Annotated in this window: 17 protein-coding genes; 3 read left to right on the plus strand and 14 right to left on the minus strand. The window is 71.9% G+C overall.

Features of this window, described 5'->3' with window-relative positions:
- Positions 1-4: 4 nt before the first annotated feature.
- The 5 genes from aspS to ACGFI7_RS15925 form a co-directional block, all read right to left on the minus strand.
- Positions 5-1,267, minus strand: a complete 1,263-nt coding sequence (gene aspS, locus ACGFI7_RS15905; RefSeq protein WP_393404625.1) for an aspartate--tRNA(Asn) ligase — start codon at positions 1,265-1,267, stop codon at positions 5-7.
- 284 nt (positions 1,268-1,551) lie between these two features.
- Positions 1,552-2,946 (minus strand): ribosome biogenesis GTPase Der, encoded by a 1,395-nt coding sequence (gene der, locus ACGFI7_RS15910; RefSeq protein ID WP_393404628.1) that lies wholly within the window; start codon positions 2,944-2,946, stop codon positions 1,552-1,554.
- A 30-nt stretch (positions 2,947-2,976) separates the two neighbouring features.
- On the minus strand, positions 2,977-3,633 hold the full coding sequence (cmk, locus tag ACGFI7_RS15915; RefSeq protein ID WP_393404631.1) for a (d)CMP kinase: 657 nt from the start codon (positions 3,631-3,633) through the stop codon (positions 2,977-2,979).
- A gap of 70 nt (positions 3,634-3,703) precedes the next feature.
- Positions 3,704-5,065 carry a carotenoid oxygenase family protein gene (locus ACGFI7_RS15920; protein WP_393404634.1) on the minus strand — a complete coding sequence of 454 codons (1,362 nt, stop codon included), beginning with the start codon at positions 5,063-5,065 and terminating at the stop codon, positions 3,704-3,706.
- 12 nt (positions 5,066-5,077) lie between these two features.
- A complete protein-coding gene (locus tag ACGFI7_RS15925; protein WP_393404637.1) occupies positions 5,078-5,686 on the minus strand; it encodes a TetR/AcrR family transcriptional regulator in 609 nt (202 codons plus the stop codon).
- Positions 5,687-5,826: 140 nt separating this feature from the next.
- On the opposite strand from ACGFI7_RS15925, the gene ACGFI7_RS15930 reads away from it, so the two are divergent.
- Together ACGFI7_RS15930 and ACGFI7_RS15935 are read left to right on the plus strand one after the other, a co-directional pair.
- Complete coding sequence (locus tag ACGFI7_RS15930) at positions 5,827-6,642, plus strand: glycosyltransferase family 2 protein (RefSeq protein WP_393405673.1); 816 nt, start codon at positions 5,827-5,829, stop codon at positions 6,640-6,642.
- 20 nt (positions 6,643-6,662) lie between these two features.
- Positions 6,663-6,857: a DUF2795 domain-containing protein gene (locus tag ACGFI7_RS15935; RefSeq protein ID WP_393404640.1), complete on the plus strand. Its 195-nt coding sequence runs from the start codon at positions 6,663-6,665 to the stop codon at positions 6,855-6,857.
- Between the two features lie 62 nt (positions 6,858-6,919).
- Here the strand turns inward: ACGFI7_RS15935 and ACGFI7_RS15940 are convergent, their stop codons facing one another.
- The 9 genes from ACGFI7_RS15940 to ACGFI7_RS15980 all read right to left on the minus strand — a co-directional run bounded on the left by ACGFI7_RS15940 (position 6,920) and on the right by ACGFI7_RS15980 (position 16,715).
- Positions 6,920-8,002 carry a prephenate dehydrogenase gene (locus ACGFI7_RS15940; RefSeq protein ID WP_393404643.1) on the minus strand — a complete coding sequence of 361 codons (1,083 nt, stop codon included), beginning with the start codon at positions 8,000-8,002 and terminating at the stop codon, positions 6,920-6,922.
- Positions 8,003-8,043: 41 nt separating this feature from the next.
- Entirely contained in the window at positions 8,044-8,403 is a 360-nt protein-coding gene (gene aroH / locus ACGFI7_RS15945; RefSeq protein WP_270159111.1) for a chorismate mutase, read from the minus strand.
- 69 nt (positions 8,404-8,472) lie between these two features.
- Positions 8,473-9,900: a pseudouridine synthase gene (locus tag ACGFI7_RS15950; RefSeq protein WP_393404646.1), complete on the minus strand. Its 1,428-nt coding sequence runs from the start codon at positions 9,898-9,900 to the stop codon at positions 8,473-8,475.
- An 809-nt stretch (positions 9,901-10,709) separates the two neighbouring features.
- Positions 10,710-11,327, minus strand: coding sequence for an SMC-Scp complex subunit ScpB (scpB, locus tag ACGFI7_RS15955; RefSeq protein ID WP_393405675.1), 618 nt, complete (start codon positions 11,325-11,327; stop codon positions 10,710-10,712).
- 289 nt (positions 11,328-11,616) lie between these two features.
- On the minus strand, positions 11,617-12,435 hold the full coding sequence (locus ACGFI7_RS15960; RefSeq protein ID WP_393404649.1) for a segregation and condensation protein A: 819 nt from the start codon (positions 12,433-12,435) through the stop codon (positions 11,617-11,619).
- Complete coding sequence (locus ACGFI7_RS15965) at positions 12,432-13,373, minus strand: ParA family protein (protein ID WP_393404652.1); 942 nt, start codon at positions 13,371-13,373, stop codon at positions 12,432-12,434. The genes ACGFI7_RS15960 and ACGFI7_RS15965 overlap by 4 nt, the downstream gene beginning before the upstream one ends.
- Before the next feature lie 116 nt (positions 13,374-13,489).
- Positions 13,490-14,395: a site-specific tyrosine recombinase XerD gene (gene xerD / locus ACGFI7_RS15970; protein WP_393404655.1), complete on the minus strand. Its 906-nt coding sequence runs from the start codon at positions 14,393-14,395 to the stop codon at positions 13,490-13,492.
- A gap of 17 nt (positions 14,396-14,412) precedes the next feature.
- On the minus strand, positions 14,413-15,057 hold the full coding sequence (locus ACGFI7_RS15975) for an NUDIX domain-containing protein (RefSeq protein ID WP_393404658.1): 645 nt from the start codon (positions 15,055-15,057) through the stop codon (positions 14,413-14,415).
- A complete protein-coding gene (locus ACGFI7_RS15980) occupies positions 15,054-16,715 on the minus strand; it encodes a CTP synthase (RefSeq protein WP_393404661.1) in 1,662 nt (553 codons plus the stop codon). The genes ACGFI7_RS15975 and ACGFI7_RS15980 overlap by 4 nt, the downstream gene beginning before the upstream one ends.
- A gap of 122 nt (positions 16,716-16,837) precedes the next feature.
- Here ACGFI7_RS15980 and ACGFI7_RS15985 point away from each other — a divergent pair, with 122 nt between their 5' ends.
- Positions 16,838-17,485: an acyltransferase gene (locus ACGFI7_RS15985; RefSeq protein ID WP_393404664.1), complete on the plus strand. Its 648-nt coding sequence runs from the start codon at positions 16,838-16,840 to the stop codon at positions 17,483-17,485.
- Positions 17,486-17,496: the final 11 nt, after the last annotated feature.

Here is a 17,496-nt window from a genome sequence, read left to right on the forward strand (position 1 = left end):
GCCGTTACGGCGTGAGGCGGTGCAGGTCGCGCGGGAACGCGGTGACCTGGCGGATGTTCGCCGCGCCCGTCAGGCGCGCCGTCCACCGCTCCAGGCCGATGGCGAACCCGCCGTGCGGCGGCATCCCGTACGCGAACGTCCGCAGATATCCCTCGTACGGCTCCGCGCTCTCACCCCGGGCGGCCAGCGCGTCCAGGTAGTCCTGGTGGCGGTGCAGCCGCTGCCCGCCGGTGACCAGCTCCAGCCCGCGGAAGAGCAGGTCGAAGCCGTTGGAGTAGCCGGGCCTGGCGGGGTCGGGATGGGTGTAGAAGGGGCGTTTGGCCATCGGGTAGCCGGTGACGAACAGGAACTCCGAGCCGTGCTCCTTCAGCGCCCACTCCGACAGCCAACGCTCCTGGGCGGGCGAGAGGTCCGGCTCGTCCTCGCCGGTCATCCGCTGCGCCTCGGTGAAGTGGATCTCCGGGATCTCGGCGGGCACCTCCGGCACCGCGGCCCCGATCCGGGCCACGGCCGGGGCGGCGCGCTCGCGTACGGACTCCACCATGCCCGCCAGGGCCTCGCGGAGCACGGCCATCACGTCCCGGTGGTCGCGGACGAAGCCCAGTTCGGCGTCGAGGCTGGTGTACTGGGCCAGGTGGCGCACGGTGTCGTGCGGCTCGGCGCGGAAGACCGGCCCGACCTCGTACACCCGCTCGAACACGCCCACCATCGCCTGCTTGTAGAACTGCGGCGACTGGGCGAGGTAGGCGGGGCGGCCGAAGTAGTCGATGCCGAAGACGTTCGCGCCGGACTCGGTGGCCGACGCGACGATCTTCGGGGTGTGCACCTCGGTGAACCCGAGCCGGTCCAGGGCCGCGCGGAACCCGGCCACGCCGGCGGCCGAGATCTCCAGCGGCGCCCGCAGCACCGGATGCCGCAGGGCGGCGGGCGCGTGGTCGAGCACCGTCGGCAGCGTCGCCGGGACCACGGGCCTGAACAGGTCGAACGGCGGCGGCTCGACCGGCCGCGCCAGCAGCTCGATCTCCGGTTCTGCCAACTCGACGCCGCCCGGCGCCTGCGGGTTGACGGTCACCCTGCCGGTGACCTCGACGACGCTCTCCTCGGCGGGCAGGTCGCCCGCGGTGACCGCCTGAGTCAGCCCGGAGCGGTCCCTGACGACGAGGAAGGACACGGATTTCAGCAACCGGCGGCGATGGACCCAACCGGCGATCGTCACTCGTTGCCCGGCGTGCTCGGCGAGCTCGGCGGACAGAACACGAGAGATCATGACAGCTCCTCGTAAGGAAGGTGTATGACCCCTTGGGAGTGCGGGGGAGAAGGGAGCTCCCGGTGCCACCGCACTTTCGCCGCCCGGGGCACGGGCGGCCTCTCGGACCCTGTGACGGGGGTCAGGCCGGCGGGGCATTTCCTCCCCGCACTCGGGAGTGTCTTCGCCGGGGACGCGGGGCCGCCTTCACAGCACCGGCGGCTCTCTCGGCCCGCGTGGGCCCCGGCTACTCGTCTCCGTCAGCGTTTGCCGCCGATGGTATCAGCCGTGTGTCAGCTGGGGTGTCAGCGATCCTTCTTCGGACGCTTCTCCCTGATCTTCATCGTGACCTCGATCGGCGAGCCGGCGAACCCGAACTCCTCCCGGATGCGCCGCTCGATGAAACGCCGGTAGGTGTCTTCGAGCCAGCCGGAGGTGAACAGCACGAACTTGGGCGGCTCGATCGACGCCTGGGTGGCGAACAGGATCTTCGGCTGCTTGCCGCCGCGCACCGGGGGCGGCGTCTGCTGCACCAGCTCGGTCAGGAACGCGTTGAGCCGGGACGTCGGCACCCGGGTCGACCAGGACTCCAGGGCCCGCTCCAGGGCGGGCACCAGCCGGTCGACGTGGCGGCCGGTCTTGGCGGAGATGTTGACCCGCAGCGCCCACGGGGTGCGGACGAGCTGCCGGTCGATCTCCTTCTCCAGGTAGTAGCGGCGGTCCTCGTCGACGAGGTCCCACTTGTTGAACGCGACCACCATGGCCCGGCCCGACTCGATCACCAGGCCGATGATGCGCAGGTCCTGCTCGGTGAGGGGCTCGCTGGCGTCGATCAGCACGATCGCCACCTCCGAGCGCTCCAGCGCGGAGCGGGTGCGCATGGCGGCGTAGAAGTCGGCGCCCTGCAGCTCGCGGTCGCGCCGGCGGATGCCGGCCGTGTCGACGAACCGCCACGTCCGGCCGCCGAGCTCGATCAGCTCGTCGACGGGGTCGCGGGTGGTGCCGGCCATCGGGTCGACCAGCACCCGCTCCTCCCCCGCCAGCTTGTTGAGCAGGGAGGACTTGCCGACGTTGGGCTTGCCGAGCAGCGCCACCCGGTAGGGGCCACGCTCGGCGGCGAAGTGCTCGCGAGGCGTCTCGGGCAGCGCGTCGAGCACCACGTCGAGCAGGTCGCCGCTGGAGCGGCCGTGCAGCGCGGAGACGGGGTGCGGCTCGCCGAGCCCGAGCGACCACAGCGCCGCCGCCTCCAGCTCGACCAGCTGGTTGTCGACCTTGTTGGCGGCCAGGATGACGGGCTTGCCGGACTGGCGCAGCACCGAGCCGACGATCTCGTCGGCGTCGGTGGCGCCCACGGTGGCGTCGACCACGAACAGGATCACGTCGGCCAGCTCGGCCGCGACCTGGGCCTGCTCGGCGATGCGCAGCCCCATGCCGGTGGCGTCCGGGTCCCACCCGCCGGTGTCGACCACGGTGAAGCGGCGGCCCCGCCAGTTGGCCTCGTAGGTCACCCGGTCGCGGGTCACCCCGGGAACGTCCTCCACGACCGCCTCGCGGCGCCCGATGATGCGGTTGACCAGCGTGGACTTGCCGACGTTCGGCCGTCCGACGATGGCCACCACCGGCAACGGCGCGCTCTCGCCGTGGTCGCCGGAAACTTCGAGATCGTCGAGCTCAGCCTCGACCCAATCCCCCGTAGACATGATGTGTCATCCTTATGAGTCCCGCACCGCTCAGGTGCGCTCCTTGACCAGTCTCAACACCTCCGCGATCACCTCGTCGAGGTTGAGCGCGGTGGTGTCGAGCTCGATGGCGCCATCCGCCATCGAGAGTGGATCGGTCTTGCGTGTCGAGTCGAGCGTGTCGCGCCTGGCCAGGGCCTCCCGCTGCGCCTCCGCCGTGGTGCCGGCCAGCTCCGCCGACCGGCGCAGGGCGCGGGCCTCGGGGCTGGCCGTCAGGTAGATCTTGACGGGCGCGTCGGGGGCGACGACGGTGCCGATGTCGCGGCCCTCGACCACGATGTCGCCGGCGCCGATGATCTGCCGCTGCAGGGCGACGAGCCGGGCCCGGACCTCGGGCACGGCCGCGACGGCGGAGACCGCCGAGGTGACCTCGTCCTCACGGATGGGCCCGGCCACGTCGACGTCGCCGACGTGGATCGTGGGCCCGTCGGGGTCGGTGCCGGAGACGATCTCGGGCTCGCCGCAGCGGGCCGCGATCGTCTCGGGGTCGGCGAGGTCGACGCCCTGCCGGAGGATCCACCAGGTCATCGCCCGGTATTGCGCCCCGGTGTCCAGGTAGCGCAGACCCAGCGCGCGGGCCACCCCGCGCGACGCGCTCGACTTGCCCGACCCCGAAGGGCCGTCCATGGCGACGACCAGACCGGCCACGGCTCTCCCTCTTCACCTGTGCTGACCCAACCTGACGAGGTTACCGTCTCACGGCACCGCGGCGAGCCGGTCAGTCGGCGATCCAGCTCCCGTGGAAGCCGAGCGGCACCCGGGCCGGCAGATGGACGGTGGCCACCGGGGAGCCGGTGAAGTCCTGCGCCGACAGGATCACCAGGTCGGCCGCGCCCCGGTCGGGATTGTTGACGAAGGTCATCACGTACCCGTCGTCCTCGCCGTCGCCGGACGGCACGAACACCGGCTCGCCCACGTACGCGCCGCGCCCGAACTGCCTGGTCTGCTGGGTCCCGGCAGTCAGGTCCTGCTTGATCAGCGTGTTGTCGAAGGCCTCGTCGGGCAGGTCCTCCAGCTCGGTGACCCCGGGGTAGACGACGTCGTCGAGGTCGCGGGAGGCCGCGGTGTAGCCGTAGCGGTAGGGCCTGCCGGTCAGCCGCTCGTCCATGCGCGGGAACTCCTGGGACCGGTCGTCCAGCCGTGTCTCGGTGACCGTGCCCGCGACCGGGTCGATCCGCCAGCGGTCGAGCGTCGGCGGGCCGCCCAGGTCGAGCCGGGCGTCGACGAACCGCTCGCGGTAGCGGACCAGGTCGACCACCACCTGGTCGCCGTCGTCGTAGGCGTTGAGCGTGTGGAAGACCCAGCACGGCGCCACGTCCACCCAGCGCACCTCGCCGGTCGCCCGCGACAGCAGGCCGACCCGTGAGCCGTGCTCGGGGTTCCAGGCGTACGGCAGCGAGGCGCCCCGCTCGGCGTGCTCCATGCTGAAGGTGACCGGCAGGTCGTAGATGACCACGTACTTCTCGGTGAGCGCGAAGTCGTGCAGCATGGGCGCGTCGGCGATCGGGATGTCCCTGGTCCGGATGACCGTGCCCTTGTCGTCGAGCACGATGTGCTGGTGGTGCTTCCAGCCGAAGAAGTACGCCATCGCGTGCAGCTCGCCGCTGACCGGGTCGAGGTGGGTGTGCGCGGCGAACCCGCCGGGCAGGCCGCCGTCGAAGTCGCACGGGCCGATGGTGTCGAGCTCGTAGCTCAGCTCGTACGGCATCGACCCCGCCTCGACGGTGGCCAGCGTGCGTCCGGCGACGCCGATCACGTGGGTGTTGGCGGCGAAGTCCATCCCGCCGTGGCTGCGCGTGGAGCGCGGCTCCTCACCGAGCCGCCGGGCCACGGAGGCGTTGCGCACCCAGCGGTTGCGGTACCACTCGGCGCGGCCGTCGCGCAGCCGCACGCCGTGCACCATGCCCTCGCCGAGGAACAGGTGGGAGGCGGACGGGTCGTCCAGGCTCAGCGGGTTGGGGCCGTTGCGCAGGTAGCGGCCGTTCAGCTCGGCCGGGATCCGGCCGGTCACCTCCAGGTCGAAGGCGGTGATCTCCTCAGTGACGGGCGTGAAGCCGCCGCGGTACGGGGTGGACATCATGACGTCCTCTCGTCAGGGGGCGAGGAAGGGGTGGAGCACCGAGGTCCACAGCAGGCGGTAGCGGCGTTCGGCCTCGGCCCGGTCGAAGAATCCGGAGATCTCCAGGCTCACGGCGCCGTGCATGGCCATCCAGAGCATGTCGGCGATCTCCACCGCGGCGCCGCCCTGCAGCCGCCCTTCGTCCAGGCATCGCTGCACGCCGCTCACGAGCATGCGGAAGGGCCGCCGCGCGGCCTTCCTGGCGGTCTCATCCAATACATAACCGGACAAAACGCCTTGGAACATCACCCGGTAGTAGTCGGGCTCCTCCAGGGCGTACTCACGGTAGGCGGCGATGCCGGCGCCCAGGTGGGCGAGGGCGTCGTCGTCGTGCGGCACCTCCAGCAACCGGCGCTCGAACTGGACGAACCCTTCCACCCAGAGCGCCTGGCCGAGCCCGTCCTTGCCGCCGAACAGCGTGTAGATCACCTTGGTCGAGCAGCCGACCTCGCCGGAGATGCGCCGCACGGTCAGCGCCGCGGGCCCCTCGGCGATCAGCAGGCTCTTGGCCGCGTCGAGGATCACGGCTCGCACGACGCTCTGCCCTTCTTGCTGGGCCTGCTGGTACGCGGTCACACTCATGGAAGGTAACGCCGTTTCTTCTCGGTAACGCTGTTACCGCCTTTCTACGCCCCTCCCGCCGGACCGTCAAGGGCGAATATCCGCGCCCGGCGGGGCAGGGGGCGCGGGTGACGGACGACAGCAGGGTGACGGTGGTGGTGATGACCCGCGACCGGCTGCGCGCTCTGCAGCGCTCGCTCCCGCACCATCGCGGCCCGGTGATCCTCGTGGACAACGGCTCCACCGACGGCACCGCCGGTTTCGTGCGCCGCCACCACCCGCGCGTACGGGTGGTGGAGAACGACGGCAACCTGGGCGCGCCCGCACGCAACGTGGGCGTGCGGCTGGCGCGGACGCCGTACGTGGCCTTCGCCGACGACGACTCGTGGTGGGCCCCGGGAGCGCTGGAGCGGGCGGCCGACCTGTTCGACGCCCACCCTCGCCTGGCCCTGCTCGGCGCGCGGGTGCTGGTCGGCCGGGAACAGCGGCTCGACCCGGTCAGCGAGGAGATGCGCCGCTCGCCGCTGGGGGTCGCCGACGACCTGCCCGGCCCGAGCGTGCTCGGCTTCCTGGCGTGCGGCGCGGTCGTGCGCAGGGAGGCCTTCCTGGAGGCCGGCGGCTTCGACGACGTGGTGTTCTTCTTCGGCGAGGAGGAGCGGCTCGCGATGGACCTGGCCGCCCGCGGCTGGGGCCTCGCCTACGCCGACGACGTGGTGGCGCACCATCACCCGTCACGGCCCGGCGACCCGGCGGGCCGGGAGGCTCTCGCGGTGCGCAACGCGCTGCTGACGGCCGTGCTGCGCCGCCCGTGGCCCGTGGTGGCGAGGCAGACGCTCCGGGCGGTGCGGCACGGCCGGGCGGGCCTGCGCGGGCTGCGCGACGCGCTCCCCCGGCTGCGCCGCGCCCTCGCCCGCCGCGAGGCGCTGCCGCCGGAGGTCGAACGGGACCGCCGGTTGCTGGATCGTTACATAGCGTGACAGATGGGTAGCTCACCGTTATGACTACAGCACCGAACCCGATTCAGCTGCAGAAGCACCTCAAGGGTGTCGACTACCCGGCCACCAAGGCCGACCTGCTGGAGGCCGCCCGCGACCAGGGCGCAGACCAGGACCTGATCAGGGCTCTGGAGTCCATGCCGGACCGCGAGTACGACGGCCCCAACGCCGTCAGCCAGGCGGTCACCCGGCACTGAGACCAGCGGCGGGCGGGCCCCGGCATCCACGCCGGGGCCCGTCCTGCGCTGACGCCGCGCGGCTACGGCACCTGCCAGCCGCGCTCCAGCAGCGCCCGGGTGAGCCGCTCCCCCGCGTCGGGATGCACCGACAGCTCGGCCACACCCAGCGGCAGGCCGGGCGCGTGCTCCAGCCGGACGTCCTCGACGTTGACCCCGACCTCGTCGCACACCTGGAACAGCCGGGCCAACTGGCCGGGACGGTCGCCGATGACGACCTGGACGACCGTGTACGCGGCAGCCGGGCCACCGTGCTTGCCCGGGATCCGCCCGTGGCCCGCGACACCCCGCTTGAGCAGCTGGGTCAGCTCACCTGAGGCGGTGCCGTCGCCCTCGGCCAGGGCCCGCAGCGCCGTCGCGGCCTCGGCCAGGTCACGCGAGACCGCCTCCAGCACCTCGGCGACCGGGGCCGAGTTGCCGGACAGGATGCCCAGCCACAGGCCGGGGTCGCCGCCCGCGATCCGGGTCACGTCACGCACCCCCTGGCCCGCCAGGCCGAGCGCCACGTCGGAGGCGTCGGCCAGACGCGCCGCCACCGCCGAGGCGGCCACATGAGGCGCGTGGGAGACCACCGCGACCGCCCGGTCGTGCTCGGCGGCCTCGACCTCGACCGCGTTGGCGCCGCACAGGTCGATCAGCCGCAGCACCGCCTCCCTCGCCTCGGGAGACGCCTCGGCCGTGGGGCAGAACGCCCACGGCCGCCCCAGGAACAGGTCGGCCATGGCCGCCCCCGGCCCGGACCGCTCCCGGCCGGCCAGCGGATGCGAGGCCACGTACGTGACCAGGTCGCAGCCCAGCTCGCGCGCCCGGTCGATCGGCTCCGCCTTGACGCTGGCCACGTCGGTGTAGAACCGGGCCGCGCCGCCTTCCTGCAGCCGCATCAGCTCGGTGGCGACGTGACCGGGCGGCACCGCGATCACCGCCAGGTCGGCGCTCTCCCCCGGCTGCCACTCCTCACCGGCGCCGAGCTCGCGGGCGAGCCGCACGGCTCCCTGGTCGCGGTCGGCGAGCAGCACGCGCACCTCGTGCTTGCGCAGCGCGAGCGCCAGGGACGTGCCGATGAGACCGGTGCCCACCACCAGCACGGTGCGGAGTTCGGAGGCCATGTCGTTGTCCTGATCTCAGTCGTACGCGGACGTACTAGGGATTATTGGGCGATGTCCTGACGGAGCGCGACGGCACCGCGCAGATACACGTGCTGGATCGCCGAACGCGGCCGGTCGATCTCCACGTGCGCCATGAGCCGCACCACCCGGGGCAGCGCCCCCGGCACGTCGATCTCGGTGCAGCAGATCAGCGGCACCTCGTGGAACCCCAGCTTGCGCGCGGCCAGCGCCGGGAACTCGGCGGTCAGGTCGGGCGTGGCGGTGAACAGCACGCTGATCACGTCGTCCGTGGTGAGCTCGTTGCGCTCCATGACCTGGGCGACCAGCTCGGTCGTCCCCTCGATGATCGAGTCACGGTCGTCGGCGTCCACCTGGATCGCCCCGCGGATCGCCCGCACCATGCGCTTCGCTCCTTCTATAGCGGGAGAGCCCGTGCGGAGGTTCGCACGGGCTCCAGCTTCGTGGCCAGGTTACAGCTTCACGGCCGCGTACAACTCGCCGACCTCACGCAGCGTCAGCGCCCTGAGCGTGCCGGGCTTGGTACGGCCGAGCTTCACCGGGCCGAACTCGATCCGGGCCAGGTCGATGACCCGGTGGCCGGACTCCTCCAGCATCCGCCGCACCACGTGCTTGCGGCCCTCGTGCAGCACCACCTCGACCAGCGCCTGCTGGCCGTGCTCCTGCACGATCTGGAAGCTGTCGGCCTTGGCGAGGCCGTCCTCCAGCTCGACGCCCTGCTTGAGCCGGCGGCCCAGGTCGCGCGGGATCGGGCCGGGCACCTTGGCCCAGTACTTCTTCGGCACCCCGTAGCTGGGGTGGGTGAGCCGGTTGGCCAGCTCGCCGTCGTTGGTGAGCAGCAGCAGGCCCTCGGTCTCGGTGTCGAGCCGGCCCACGTGGAACAGCCGGGGAGCCAGCTCCTCCACGTAGTCGGCCAGGCACGGCCGGCCCTGCGGGTCCTCCATGGTGGAGACCACGCCGATGGGCTTGTTCAGCGCGTAGTAGACCAGGTCGGGCGCGGTCGGGATGCGCTTGCCGTCGACGTGGATGACCTGCTTGGCCGGGTCGACCTTGGCACCGAACCTGCGCACCACCTGGCCGTCCACGGTGACGCGGCCGTCGCCGATCATCTCCTCGCAGGCCCTGCGGCTGGCCACCCCGGCCTGGGCGAGCACCTTCTGCAGCCGCACGCCGCCGGGCACCTCGGTGGTGTCGCGCTCGTCGGTGTAGCCCTCGGGGTAGAAGTCGCGGTCGCGGACGGGCTGCCGGGCGGTCTTGAACCGGTCCTTGGGCTTGTCGCGCTCGCCGGCGCCGCGCCGGGAGTCGCCGATGGTGTGCACGCCGTCGCGCCTGGACACCCGGCCGCTGCGCGCGCCCTCGTCCCTGCGGGACCCGCCGCGGAAGTCGTCCCGGCGGCCCGTGCGCCCTTCCCCACGGGACCCGTGGGACGTCCGCCCCGCACCCCGGAAGTCACCACCGCGAGCCGACCTGCCCTCGCCACGGAAGTCGTCATCCCGGGAAGCCCGGCCCTCGCCGCGGAAGTCATCGCCGCGAGCCGTCCGGCCCTCGGTGCGCGAGCCGCCCGTACGGTCCGCGTACGGGCTGGCGGCGCCGTCCTCGCGCTTGCCGTAACGGGCCCGGATCGGCGCGTCGGAGTCTTCCCTGCGCCCGTTCCGGTTCACCCGGAAGCCGCCGCGCTCCTCCTTCGGCCCGCCGCCGAACGACTCGTACTCGTACTCGTCACCCCCGGAGGGACGACGGTCGTCGCGGGGAGCCCGCTCGAAGCGCCCGCCGTCGCGTCCACCGTCGCGCCCGCCACGCTCGAAGTTATCGCGGCCGGACCGCTCGAAGCCGCCGTCGCGCCCGTACCGGGCCCGCGTGCCGCCCCTGTCGGCGCGCACCGAAGAACCCCGGCTGTCGCCCCGGAAGTCACGCCGGTCACCGCCACGCTCGTCCCGGCCGTACCGGTCGTCGCGCCGGGCACCACCACGCGCGTCATCGCGCCGGAACCCACCCCGCGCGTCGTCGCGCCGGAACCCACCCCGCGCGTCGTCGCGCCGGAACCCGCCGTCCCCGGAGCCATAGCGGTCGCCGCCACGGCCGTCACGGTCGTCGCGGCGGGGACCGCGGTCGTCGCGGCGGAAGTCGCGGGAACCCCCGCGCTCGTCACGGCGGGAACCACGCGCGTCGTCCCCGCCTCGGTAGGACCCGCGCTCACCTGACGCCCCGCGGGCGTCGTCGCGGCGGAACCCACCACGGTCGTCACGCGAACCCCTGCGGTCCGCGCGGAAGCCGTCACCACCGGAACGCCGGCGGTCGTCACGGAACCCGTCACCACCCGAACCCCGGCGGTCGCGGAAACCCTCGCCGCCGGAACCCCTGCGGTCCGCGCGAATGCCATCACCACCCGAACCCCGGCGGTCGCGGAAACCCTCGCCGCCGGAACCCCTGCGGTCCGCGCGAATGCCATCACCACCTGAACCCCGACGGTCGCGGAACCCCTCGCCGCCGGAACCACGGCGGTCGTCGGGGCGGAAGTCGTCTCGTTGGGAACCGCCGCGGTCGTCGCGGCGGGGACCGTCACGGAAGTCGTCGCGGCGCGTACGGCCACGCGAGTCGTCCGAGCGGAAGGCGGGACGCCCGCCACGGCCGGAGCCGCCGGCGCGTCCTCGACCGCGTCCATCACCGGACGGGGTGCTTCGCCTGTTGATCACTTCGTCGTCTCCTCGATGTTTTCCACGTCGTCCGGGAGGAACGGTGCGAGCTCGGGAAGCTCGCTGACGTCGTTCAGTCCCAGACGCTCAAGGAAGTATGAGCTTGTCCGGTAGAGCACGGCTTGGCTCTCCGGGTCGGTGCCGGCCTCCTCGACCAGCCCCCTGGCGACCAGCGTCCTCATGACGCCGTCGCTGTTGACGCCGCGTACCGCGGCCACCCGCGCCCGGCTCACCGGCTGCCGGTAGGCCACGACCGCGAGTGTCTCCAGCGCGGCCTGGGTGAGCCGCGTCTGCTGGCCGTCACGGACGAACCGCTCCACGAACGGCGCGTACGCGGGGCGCGTGTAATAGCGCCACCCTCCCGCGACCTGCCTCAAGTCGAAACCCCGTCCGGAGGCTTCGTATTCCTCGGCCAGCTCCCGGAGCGCCGCCACCACCTCGTGCGTGGGGCGCTCCAGCACCTGGGCCAGGGTCATCTCCCGTACGGGCTCGTCGACGATCATGAGGATGGCTTCGAGCGCCGGCTTGAGCTCGGGCCCCTGCGCAACCTGCGGAACTTCGAGATCGTCGTGAGGATCGACGAGTGGCTCCCGGTCGACATCCTCACCGGCCACCGGGACGGCGACACTCACCGGAGCAGCCGCGAGATCCTCCGCCGAGGCCCCGTCACCCCCGAGAGCTTCCTCCCCGAAGGCGCCCGCATCCGGAGAAGCGGTGACAACCTCGGACGCGCCATCAGAGGAGTCCGCGCCATCCGAGAAGTCCACGGCATCCGTGGAGTCCACGGCATCCACGGCATCCACGGCATCCACGGCATCCGTGGAATCCTCGGCCGGCGGGGTGGCCGCCAGGGAGCCGGGGAGGGTCATCCAGGCGGGGAGGTCCTTACGCGCATGGGGGTCGTCAGCCATCTGCGGGTTTCTCCAGGCCTTCCTCGTAGTCGTCTCCCACCGCGACGTCACCGTCGTCGGCGCCCGTCCAGGTGACGTGCAGGTCGCCGAGCGGCTCGATCTGCTCGAAGCTGACCGCGGACTCCCGGAACAGCTCCAGCACGGCCAGGAAACGGGCGATGACCTCGTAGGTGCCCTCGCAGTCGGCGACCAGGGCCCTGAAGGTGGCGCTGCGCATGCGGCGCAGGCGCTGCACCAGGATAGCGGCCTGCTCGCGCACACTGGCGAGTGGTTGGTAGATGTGCCCGACGTTGACGGTGGGCGGCAGCTTGGGGGCGAAGGCCTTGGCCGCGATGCGGGCGAGCTGCTCGGGGCCGATGCCGAGCACCAGCTCGGGCAGCAGGTTGGCGAACTGCGGCTCCATGGGGACCGTGCGCGGGAAGCGCAGCGCCTCGTCGGCCATCCGGCCCGCGAAGATCTTGGCGACCTCCTTGTAGGCCTTGTACTGCAGGAGGCGGGCGAACAGCAGGTCCCGGGCCTCCAGCAGGGCGAGGTCCTCCTCGTCCTCGACCTCGCCGGACGGCAGCAGCCGGGCCGCCTTGAGGTCGAGCAGGGTGGCCGCGACCAGCAGGAAGTGGCTGGTCTGGTCGAGGTCCCACTCGGGGCCGCGGGAGCGGATGTAGGCGATGAACTCGTCCGTCACCTGCGAGAGCGAGACCTCGGTGATGTCGAGCTTGTGCTTGGAGATCAGGCCGAGGAGCAGGTCGAAGGGCCCCTCGAAGACGTCCAGGTGGACCTGGAAGCCCTGGGGCTCGGCCTGCTGCTCTGTCACCTCGCCATTGTGGCAGGCTGCGGCCAGCGTGAGAGCACTTCGCGGGCCAGCTCGCGGTAGGCGTTGGCGCCGAGCGAGGACGGGTCGAAGGTGGTGATCGGCTCGCCGGCCACGGTGGCGTCGGGGAAACGCACCGTACGGTTGATCACGGTGTGGAACACCTTGTCGCCGAAGGCTTCCACGACGCGGGCGAGCACCTCGCGGCCGTGGAGGGTGCGCGCGTCGTACATGGTGGCGAGCAGGCCCTCGATCTCGAGGTCCTCGTTGAGCCGCTCCTGCACCTTGGTGATGGTGTCCATGAGCAGGGCGACGCCGCGCAGCGCGAAGAACTCGCACTCCAGCGGCACCATGACGCCGTGGGCGCAGGTGAGGGCGTTGATGGTGAGCAGGCCCAGCGACGGCTGGCAGTCGATCAGGCAGACGTCGTAGTGCGGCAGCAGCGGCTTGATGACGCGGCCGAGCACCTGCTCACGGGCCACCTCGGTGACGAGCTGGACCTCGGCGGCGGACAGGTCGATGTTGCTGGGCAGCAGGTCGAGGCCCTCGACGCCGGTCTCCAGCAGCACGTCCTCGGCGCTGACGTTGCGCTCCATCAGCAGGTTGTAGACCGTGAGGTCGAGCTGGAGCGGGTTGATGCCGAGGCCGACGGAGAGCGCGCCCTGCGGGTCGAAGTCGACGAGCAGGACCTTGAGCCCGCATTCGACGAGGGCGGCGCCGAGGTTGATGGTCGTGGTCGTCTTGCCGACCCCGCCCTTCTGGTTGACCATGGCGACCACGCGGGCCGGGCCGTGGACGTCGCGCGGCACCGGCTCCGGGAACACCGGACGGGGCCGCTGCGTGGGGCCCAGATTGACGCCGTTGGAAGGCGCGTTGGTCTTGGTGTCACCCCAGGGGTTGTCGGGGGTCCCCGGGGTCGAACCGTTGGTCTTCACAGTCACCAGCTCGAACCTCCCTGACGATCCCGAACCGGACCGTCCGGACGGACACTATGGCGTCGCCACTAAACGCGGCAAGGCGGCACGCCGGAGTGCCGCACGACCCAAAAGACTATAGATCACTGGCGGGCACGGGGATGCGCCGCCGCGTACACCTCTCTGAGTTTGTCGACCGTCACCAGTGTGTAGACCTGGGTGGTCGTCACGGAGGCGTGGCCGAGCAACTCCTGCACCACCCTAACGTCGGCGCCGCCGTCAAGGAGGTGGGTTGCGAACGAATGCCGGAGAACGTGGGGAGATATCCCGGCGAGTCCGGCACGTTCGGCGGCGGCCTGCAGGACCTCCCACGCGCCCTGGCGGGTGAGCCGGCCGCCGCGGGCGTTGAGGAAGACCGCGGGGGTGCCGCGGCCGTGTGTCAGCAGGCCGGGCCTGGCCCGGACGAGGTAGGCGTCGAGCGCGGCGCGGGCGTAACGGCCGAGCGGCACGACGCGGGAGCGCCCGCCCTTGCCGCGCAGCCGCACCTGGTCGTCCTCCAGGTCGTCGACGGCCAGGCCGACGGCCTCGGAGATGCGGGCGCCGGTGCCGTACAGGACCTCCAGCAGCGCGCGGTTGCGGAGGGTGAGCGGCGCGCCGTCGGGGCCTGAGGCGGCGATGAGCCGCTCGACCTCGTCGACGGTGACGGCCTTGGGCAGCCTGCGGAGCTGGCGCGGCGGGCGGACCTCGTGGGCGGGGTCGTGCGCGGTGACGCCCTCGCGCAGCGCGAAGCGGTGCAGGCCGCGGACGGCGGACACGGCGCGGGCGGCCGAGCTGGCCACCAGCGCGGGGTGTTCGCCGTCGCCTTCGCGCAGCGCGGCGAGGAAGGCGCGCACGTCCGCCTCGGCGACCTGGTCGAGCTCGGCCCGCCCGCGCGAGCGCAGGTGCTCGGCGTAGCGGCGCAGGTCGCGCCGGTAGGAGGCGAGTGTGTTGGCTGCCAGGCCGCGCTCCACCGCGAGGTGGGCGAGGTAGCTGGTCAGCACCGCCTCCACGGATCCGGCTCCTTCCTTCACGCCTCCGGGGCGTCTGCGGGGCGCAGGCCCGTGAACCCGTCGGCCGCGGCCGCGTACGCGGCGAGGATACCGGCCACGGCCGCGGAATTGTGGATCATCCCCGCGAGCACCCTGCGCACGGCGTCGTCGAGCGGCACCCACTCGACGAGCATGTCGATCTCCTCGTGGCGGTGCTCGAAGGAGTTCTCCTCGTCCGGGATCTTCTCCAGGTCGCGGGCCAGGAAGATGCGGATGCGCTCGTCGGAGCAGCCGGGCGAGGTGAGGATGTCGACCAGGGTGTGCCAGGTGGCGGCCCGGTAGCCGGCCTCCTCGGCCAGCTCGCGGGCGGCGCCGTCGACCAGCGCCTCGCCCTCGACGTCGCGGATCCCGGCGGGCAGTTCCCAGAGCAGCCGCCGGGCGGGGTGGCGGTACTGGCGGATGAGCAGCACCCGGCCGTCGGGGTCGAGCGCGAGCACCCCGACGGAGCCGGGGTGGCGGACGTAGTCGCGGTCGGCGGTCTGGTCGCGGGGCATGCGGACGGTGTCGGTGACCACGTCGATGACGTAGCCCTCGAACCGGGTCCTGGTCTCGACGACGTCCCAGGACTCCGGCGTGTCCTCGATCACGGCGGCCCCCCGCTGGTCACCCGGGCTGATCTTCACTTGGTCACCTTAGCGGCCACCCTGCTGTCGGCGTAGGCGAGGGACGCGCCGACGAGCCCCTTGAACATCGGGTTGGCGCGGGTGGGCCGGGAGCGGAACTCGGGGTGGGCCTGGGTGCCGATGAAGAACGGGTGCACCTCGGCGGGCAGCTCGGTGTACTCGACCAGGCGGCCGTCGGGCGACAGGCCGGAGAACACCAGGCCGACCTTCTCCAGCCGCTCGCGGTAGGCGTTGTTGACCTCGTAGCGGTGCCGGTGGCGCTCGCCGGCCTTGGCCTTGCCGTAGAGCTGGCGGGCGAGGGTGCCGTCGCCGAGCTTGGCGGTGTAGCTGCCGAGCCGCATGGTGCCGCCCATGTCACGCTCGCCGGCGACGACGTCCTCCTGGTCGGCCATGGTGGAGATGACGGGGTGCTTGGTGTCGGGGTCGAACTCGGTGGAGTTGGCCTCGGCGATGCCGGCCATGTTGCGGGCGGCCTCGATGACCATGCCCTGCATGCCGAGGCAGATGCCGAGCAGCGGGATCTTGTTCTCCCTGGCGTGCCGGATGGCGCCGATCTTGCCCTCGATGCCGCGCACGCCGAACCCGCCGGGGATGAGCACGCCGTCGACGCCGTCGAGCTCGCGCTCGGCGCCCTCGGGCGTCTCGCAGTCGTCGCTCTTGACCCAGCGGATGTTGACCCTGGCGTCGTTGGCGAACCCGCCGGCGCGCAGCGCCTCGGTGACCGACAGGTAGGCGTCGGGCAGGTCGATGTACTTGCCGACCAGCGCGATGGTGACCTCCTTGGCCGGCCGGTGCACCCGGCGCAGCAGCTGGTCCCATTCCTTCCAGTCGACGTCGCGGAAGGGCAGGCCGAGCCGGCGCACCACGTACGCGTCGAGCCCTTCGGAGTGGAGCACCCGGGGGATGTCGTAGATGGAGGCGGCGTCGACGCAGCTGACGACGGCGTCCTCGTCGACGTCGCACATGAGGCTGATCTTGCGCTTGATCGCGACCTGCACGGGACGGTCGGAGCGGAGCACGATGGCGTCGGGCTGGATGCCGATGCTGCGCAGCGCGGCCACGCTGTGCTGGGTGGGCTTGGTCTTGAGCTCGCCGGACGGGCCGATGTAGGGCAGCAGGGAGACGTGCAGGAAGAACACGTTGTCGCGGCCGACCTCGTGCCGGATCTGCCGCACGGCCTCCAGGAACGGCAGTGACTCGATGTCGCCGACGGTGCCGCCGACCTCCGTGATGACCACGTCCACGTCGGGGGCGGCCATGCCCCGGATGCGGTCCTTGATCTCGTTCGTGATGTGCGGGATGACCTGGACGGTGTCGCCGAGGTACTCGCCGCGCCGCTCCTTGGCGATCACGTTGGAGTAGACCTGGCCGGTCGTCACGTTGGCCGAGCCGTGCAGGTCGGTGTCGAGGAAGCGCTCGTAGTGGCCGACGTCGAGGTCGGTCTCGGCGCCGTCGTCGGTGACGAAGACCTCGCCGTGCTGGAACGGGTTCATCGTGCCGGGGTCGACGTTGAGGTACGGGTCGAGCTTCTGCATGGTGACCCGCAGGCCGCGCCCCTTGAGCAGACGGCCCAGGCTGGAGGCGGTGAGCCCCTTGCCGAGACTGGAGGCGACGCCGCCTGTGACGAACAGATGCTTGGTTTGCGTGGCGCTGCGCAAGGAGGCTCCCGTGGCTCGAAGTGTGGCCCAAGATGTGGCCGGAGTGTCCACGGGCTCTCAGGATATCAAACAACGCCCCTCACATGCCCGAACGGTATGACCAACCGGTAACTTTGGTCCTTATGTCACTTGTACGGCGGGCGCTCGGCACGTTGATCCACCGTGCCTACGCGGCGATCCGGGACACCGGGGCGATCACGCCGCTCACCCCGGCCGGCTACGGCTTCCGCCACCTGGGCACGGGAGCCAAGATCGCCTTTCCGCCGGGGGCGATCTTCGGCGAGGAGTGGATCGAGATCGGGGACCACACGCTGATCGGCGAGCGCGTGTCGCTGTCGTGCGGCATGTGGCCGGGCGCCGACCTGGGCCCGGACTCGATCCTGCGGATCGGCGCGAGCTGCTCGATCGGCCGCGGCACGCACGTCGTCGCACACCAGTCGATCGACATCGGCGACGACGTCTTCACCGGCCCGTACGTCTACATCACCGACCAGAACCACGTCTACGACGACCCCGACGTGCCGATCGGCCGGCAGTGGCCGCGCAACAACCCGGTCTCGATCGGCTCGGGCTCCTGGCTGGGCGCGGGCGCGATCGTGCTGCCGGGCACCCGTCTGGGCCGTCAGTGCGTGGTGGCGGGCGGCGCGGTGGTGCGCGGCGAGTTCCCCGACCACAGCGTGGTGGCGGGGGTGCCGGCCAAGCTGATCCGCACGTACGACCCCGACTTAGGCTGGCACCCGCCGGGCGTCTCGCCCCTGGCGGCTTCCTGACCTGCTGGACC

It is taken from the genome of Nonomuraea sp. NPDC048826, assembly GCF_043198225.1.
GTDB lineage: Bacteria > Actinomycetota > Actinomycetes > Streptosporangiales > Streptosporangiaceae > Nonomuraea.

Coding starts and splice junctions, on each gene's coding strand:
- aspS (WP_393404625.1), bottom strand. CDS start 1,267: ATGATCTCTCGTGTTCTGTCCGCCGAGCTCGCCGAGCACGCCGGGCAA.
- der (WP_393404628.1), bottom strand. CDS start 2,946: ATGTCTACGGGGGATTGGGTCGAGGCTGAGCTCGACGATCTCGAAGTT.
- ACGFI7_RS15920 (WP_393404634.1), bottom strand. CDS start 5,065: ATGATGTCCACCCCGTACCGCGGCGGCTTCACGCCCGTCACTGAGGAG.
- ACGFI7_RS15925 (WP_393404637.1), bottom strand. CDS start 5,686: ATGAGTGTGACCGCGTACCAGCAGGCCCAGCAAGAAGGGCAGAGCGTC.
- ACGFI7_RS15930 (WP_393405673.1), top strand. CDS start 5,827: ATGACCCGCGACCGGCTGCGCGCTCTGCAGCGCTCGCTCCCGCACCAT.
- ACGFI7_RS15935 (WP_393404640.1), top strand. CDS start 6,663: ATGACTACAGCACCGAACCCGATTCAGCTGCAGAAGCACCTCAAGGGT.
- ACGFI7_RS15940 (WP_393404643.1), bottom strand. CDS start 8,002: ATGGCCTCCGAACTCCGCACCGTGCTGGTGGTGGGCACCGGTCTCATC.
- aroH (WP_270159111.1), bottom strand. CDS start 8,403: ATGGTGCGGGCGATCCGCGGGGCGATCCAGGTGGACGCCGACGACCGT.
- ACGFI7_RS15985 (WP_393404664.1), top strand. CDS start 16,838: ATGTCACTTGTACGGCGGGCGCTCGGCACGTTGATCCACCGTGCCTAC.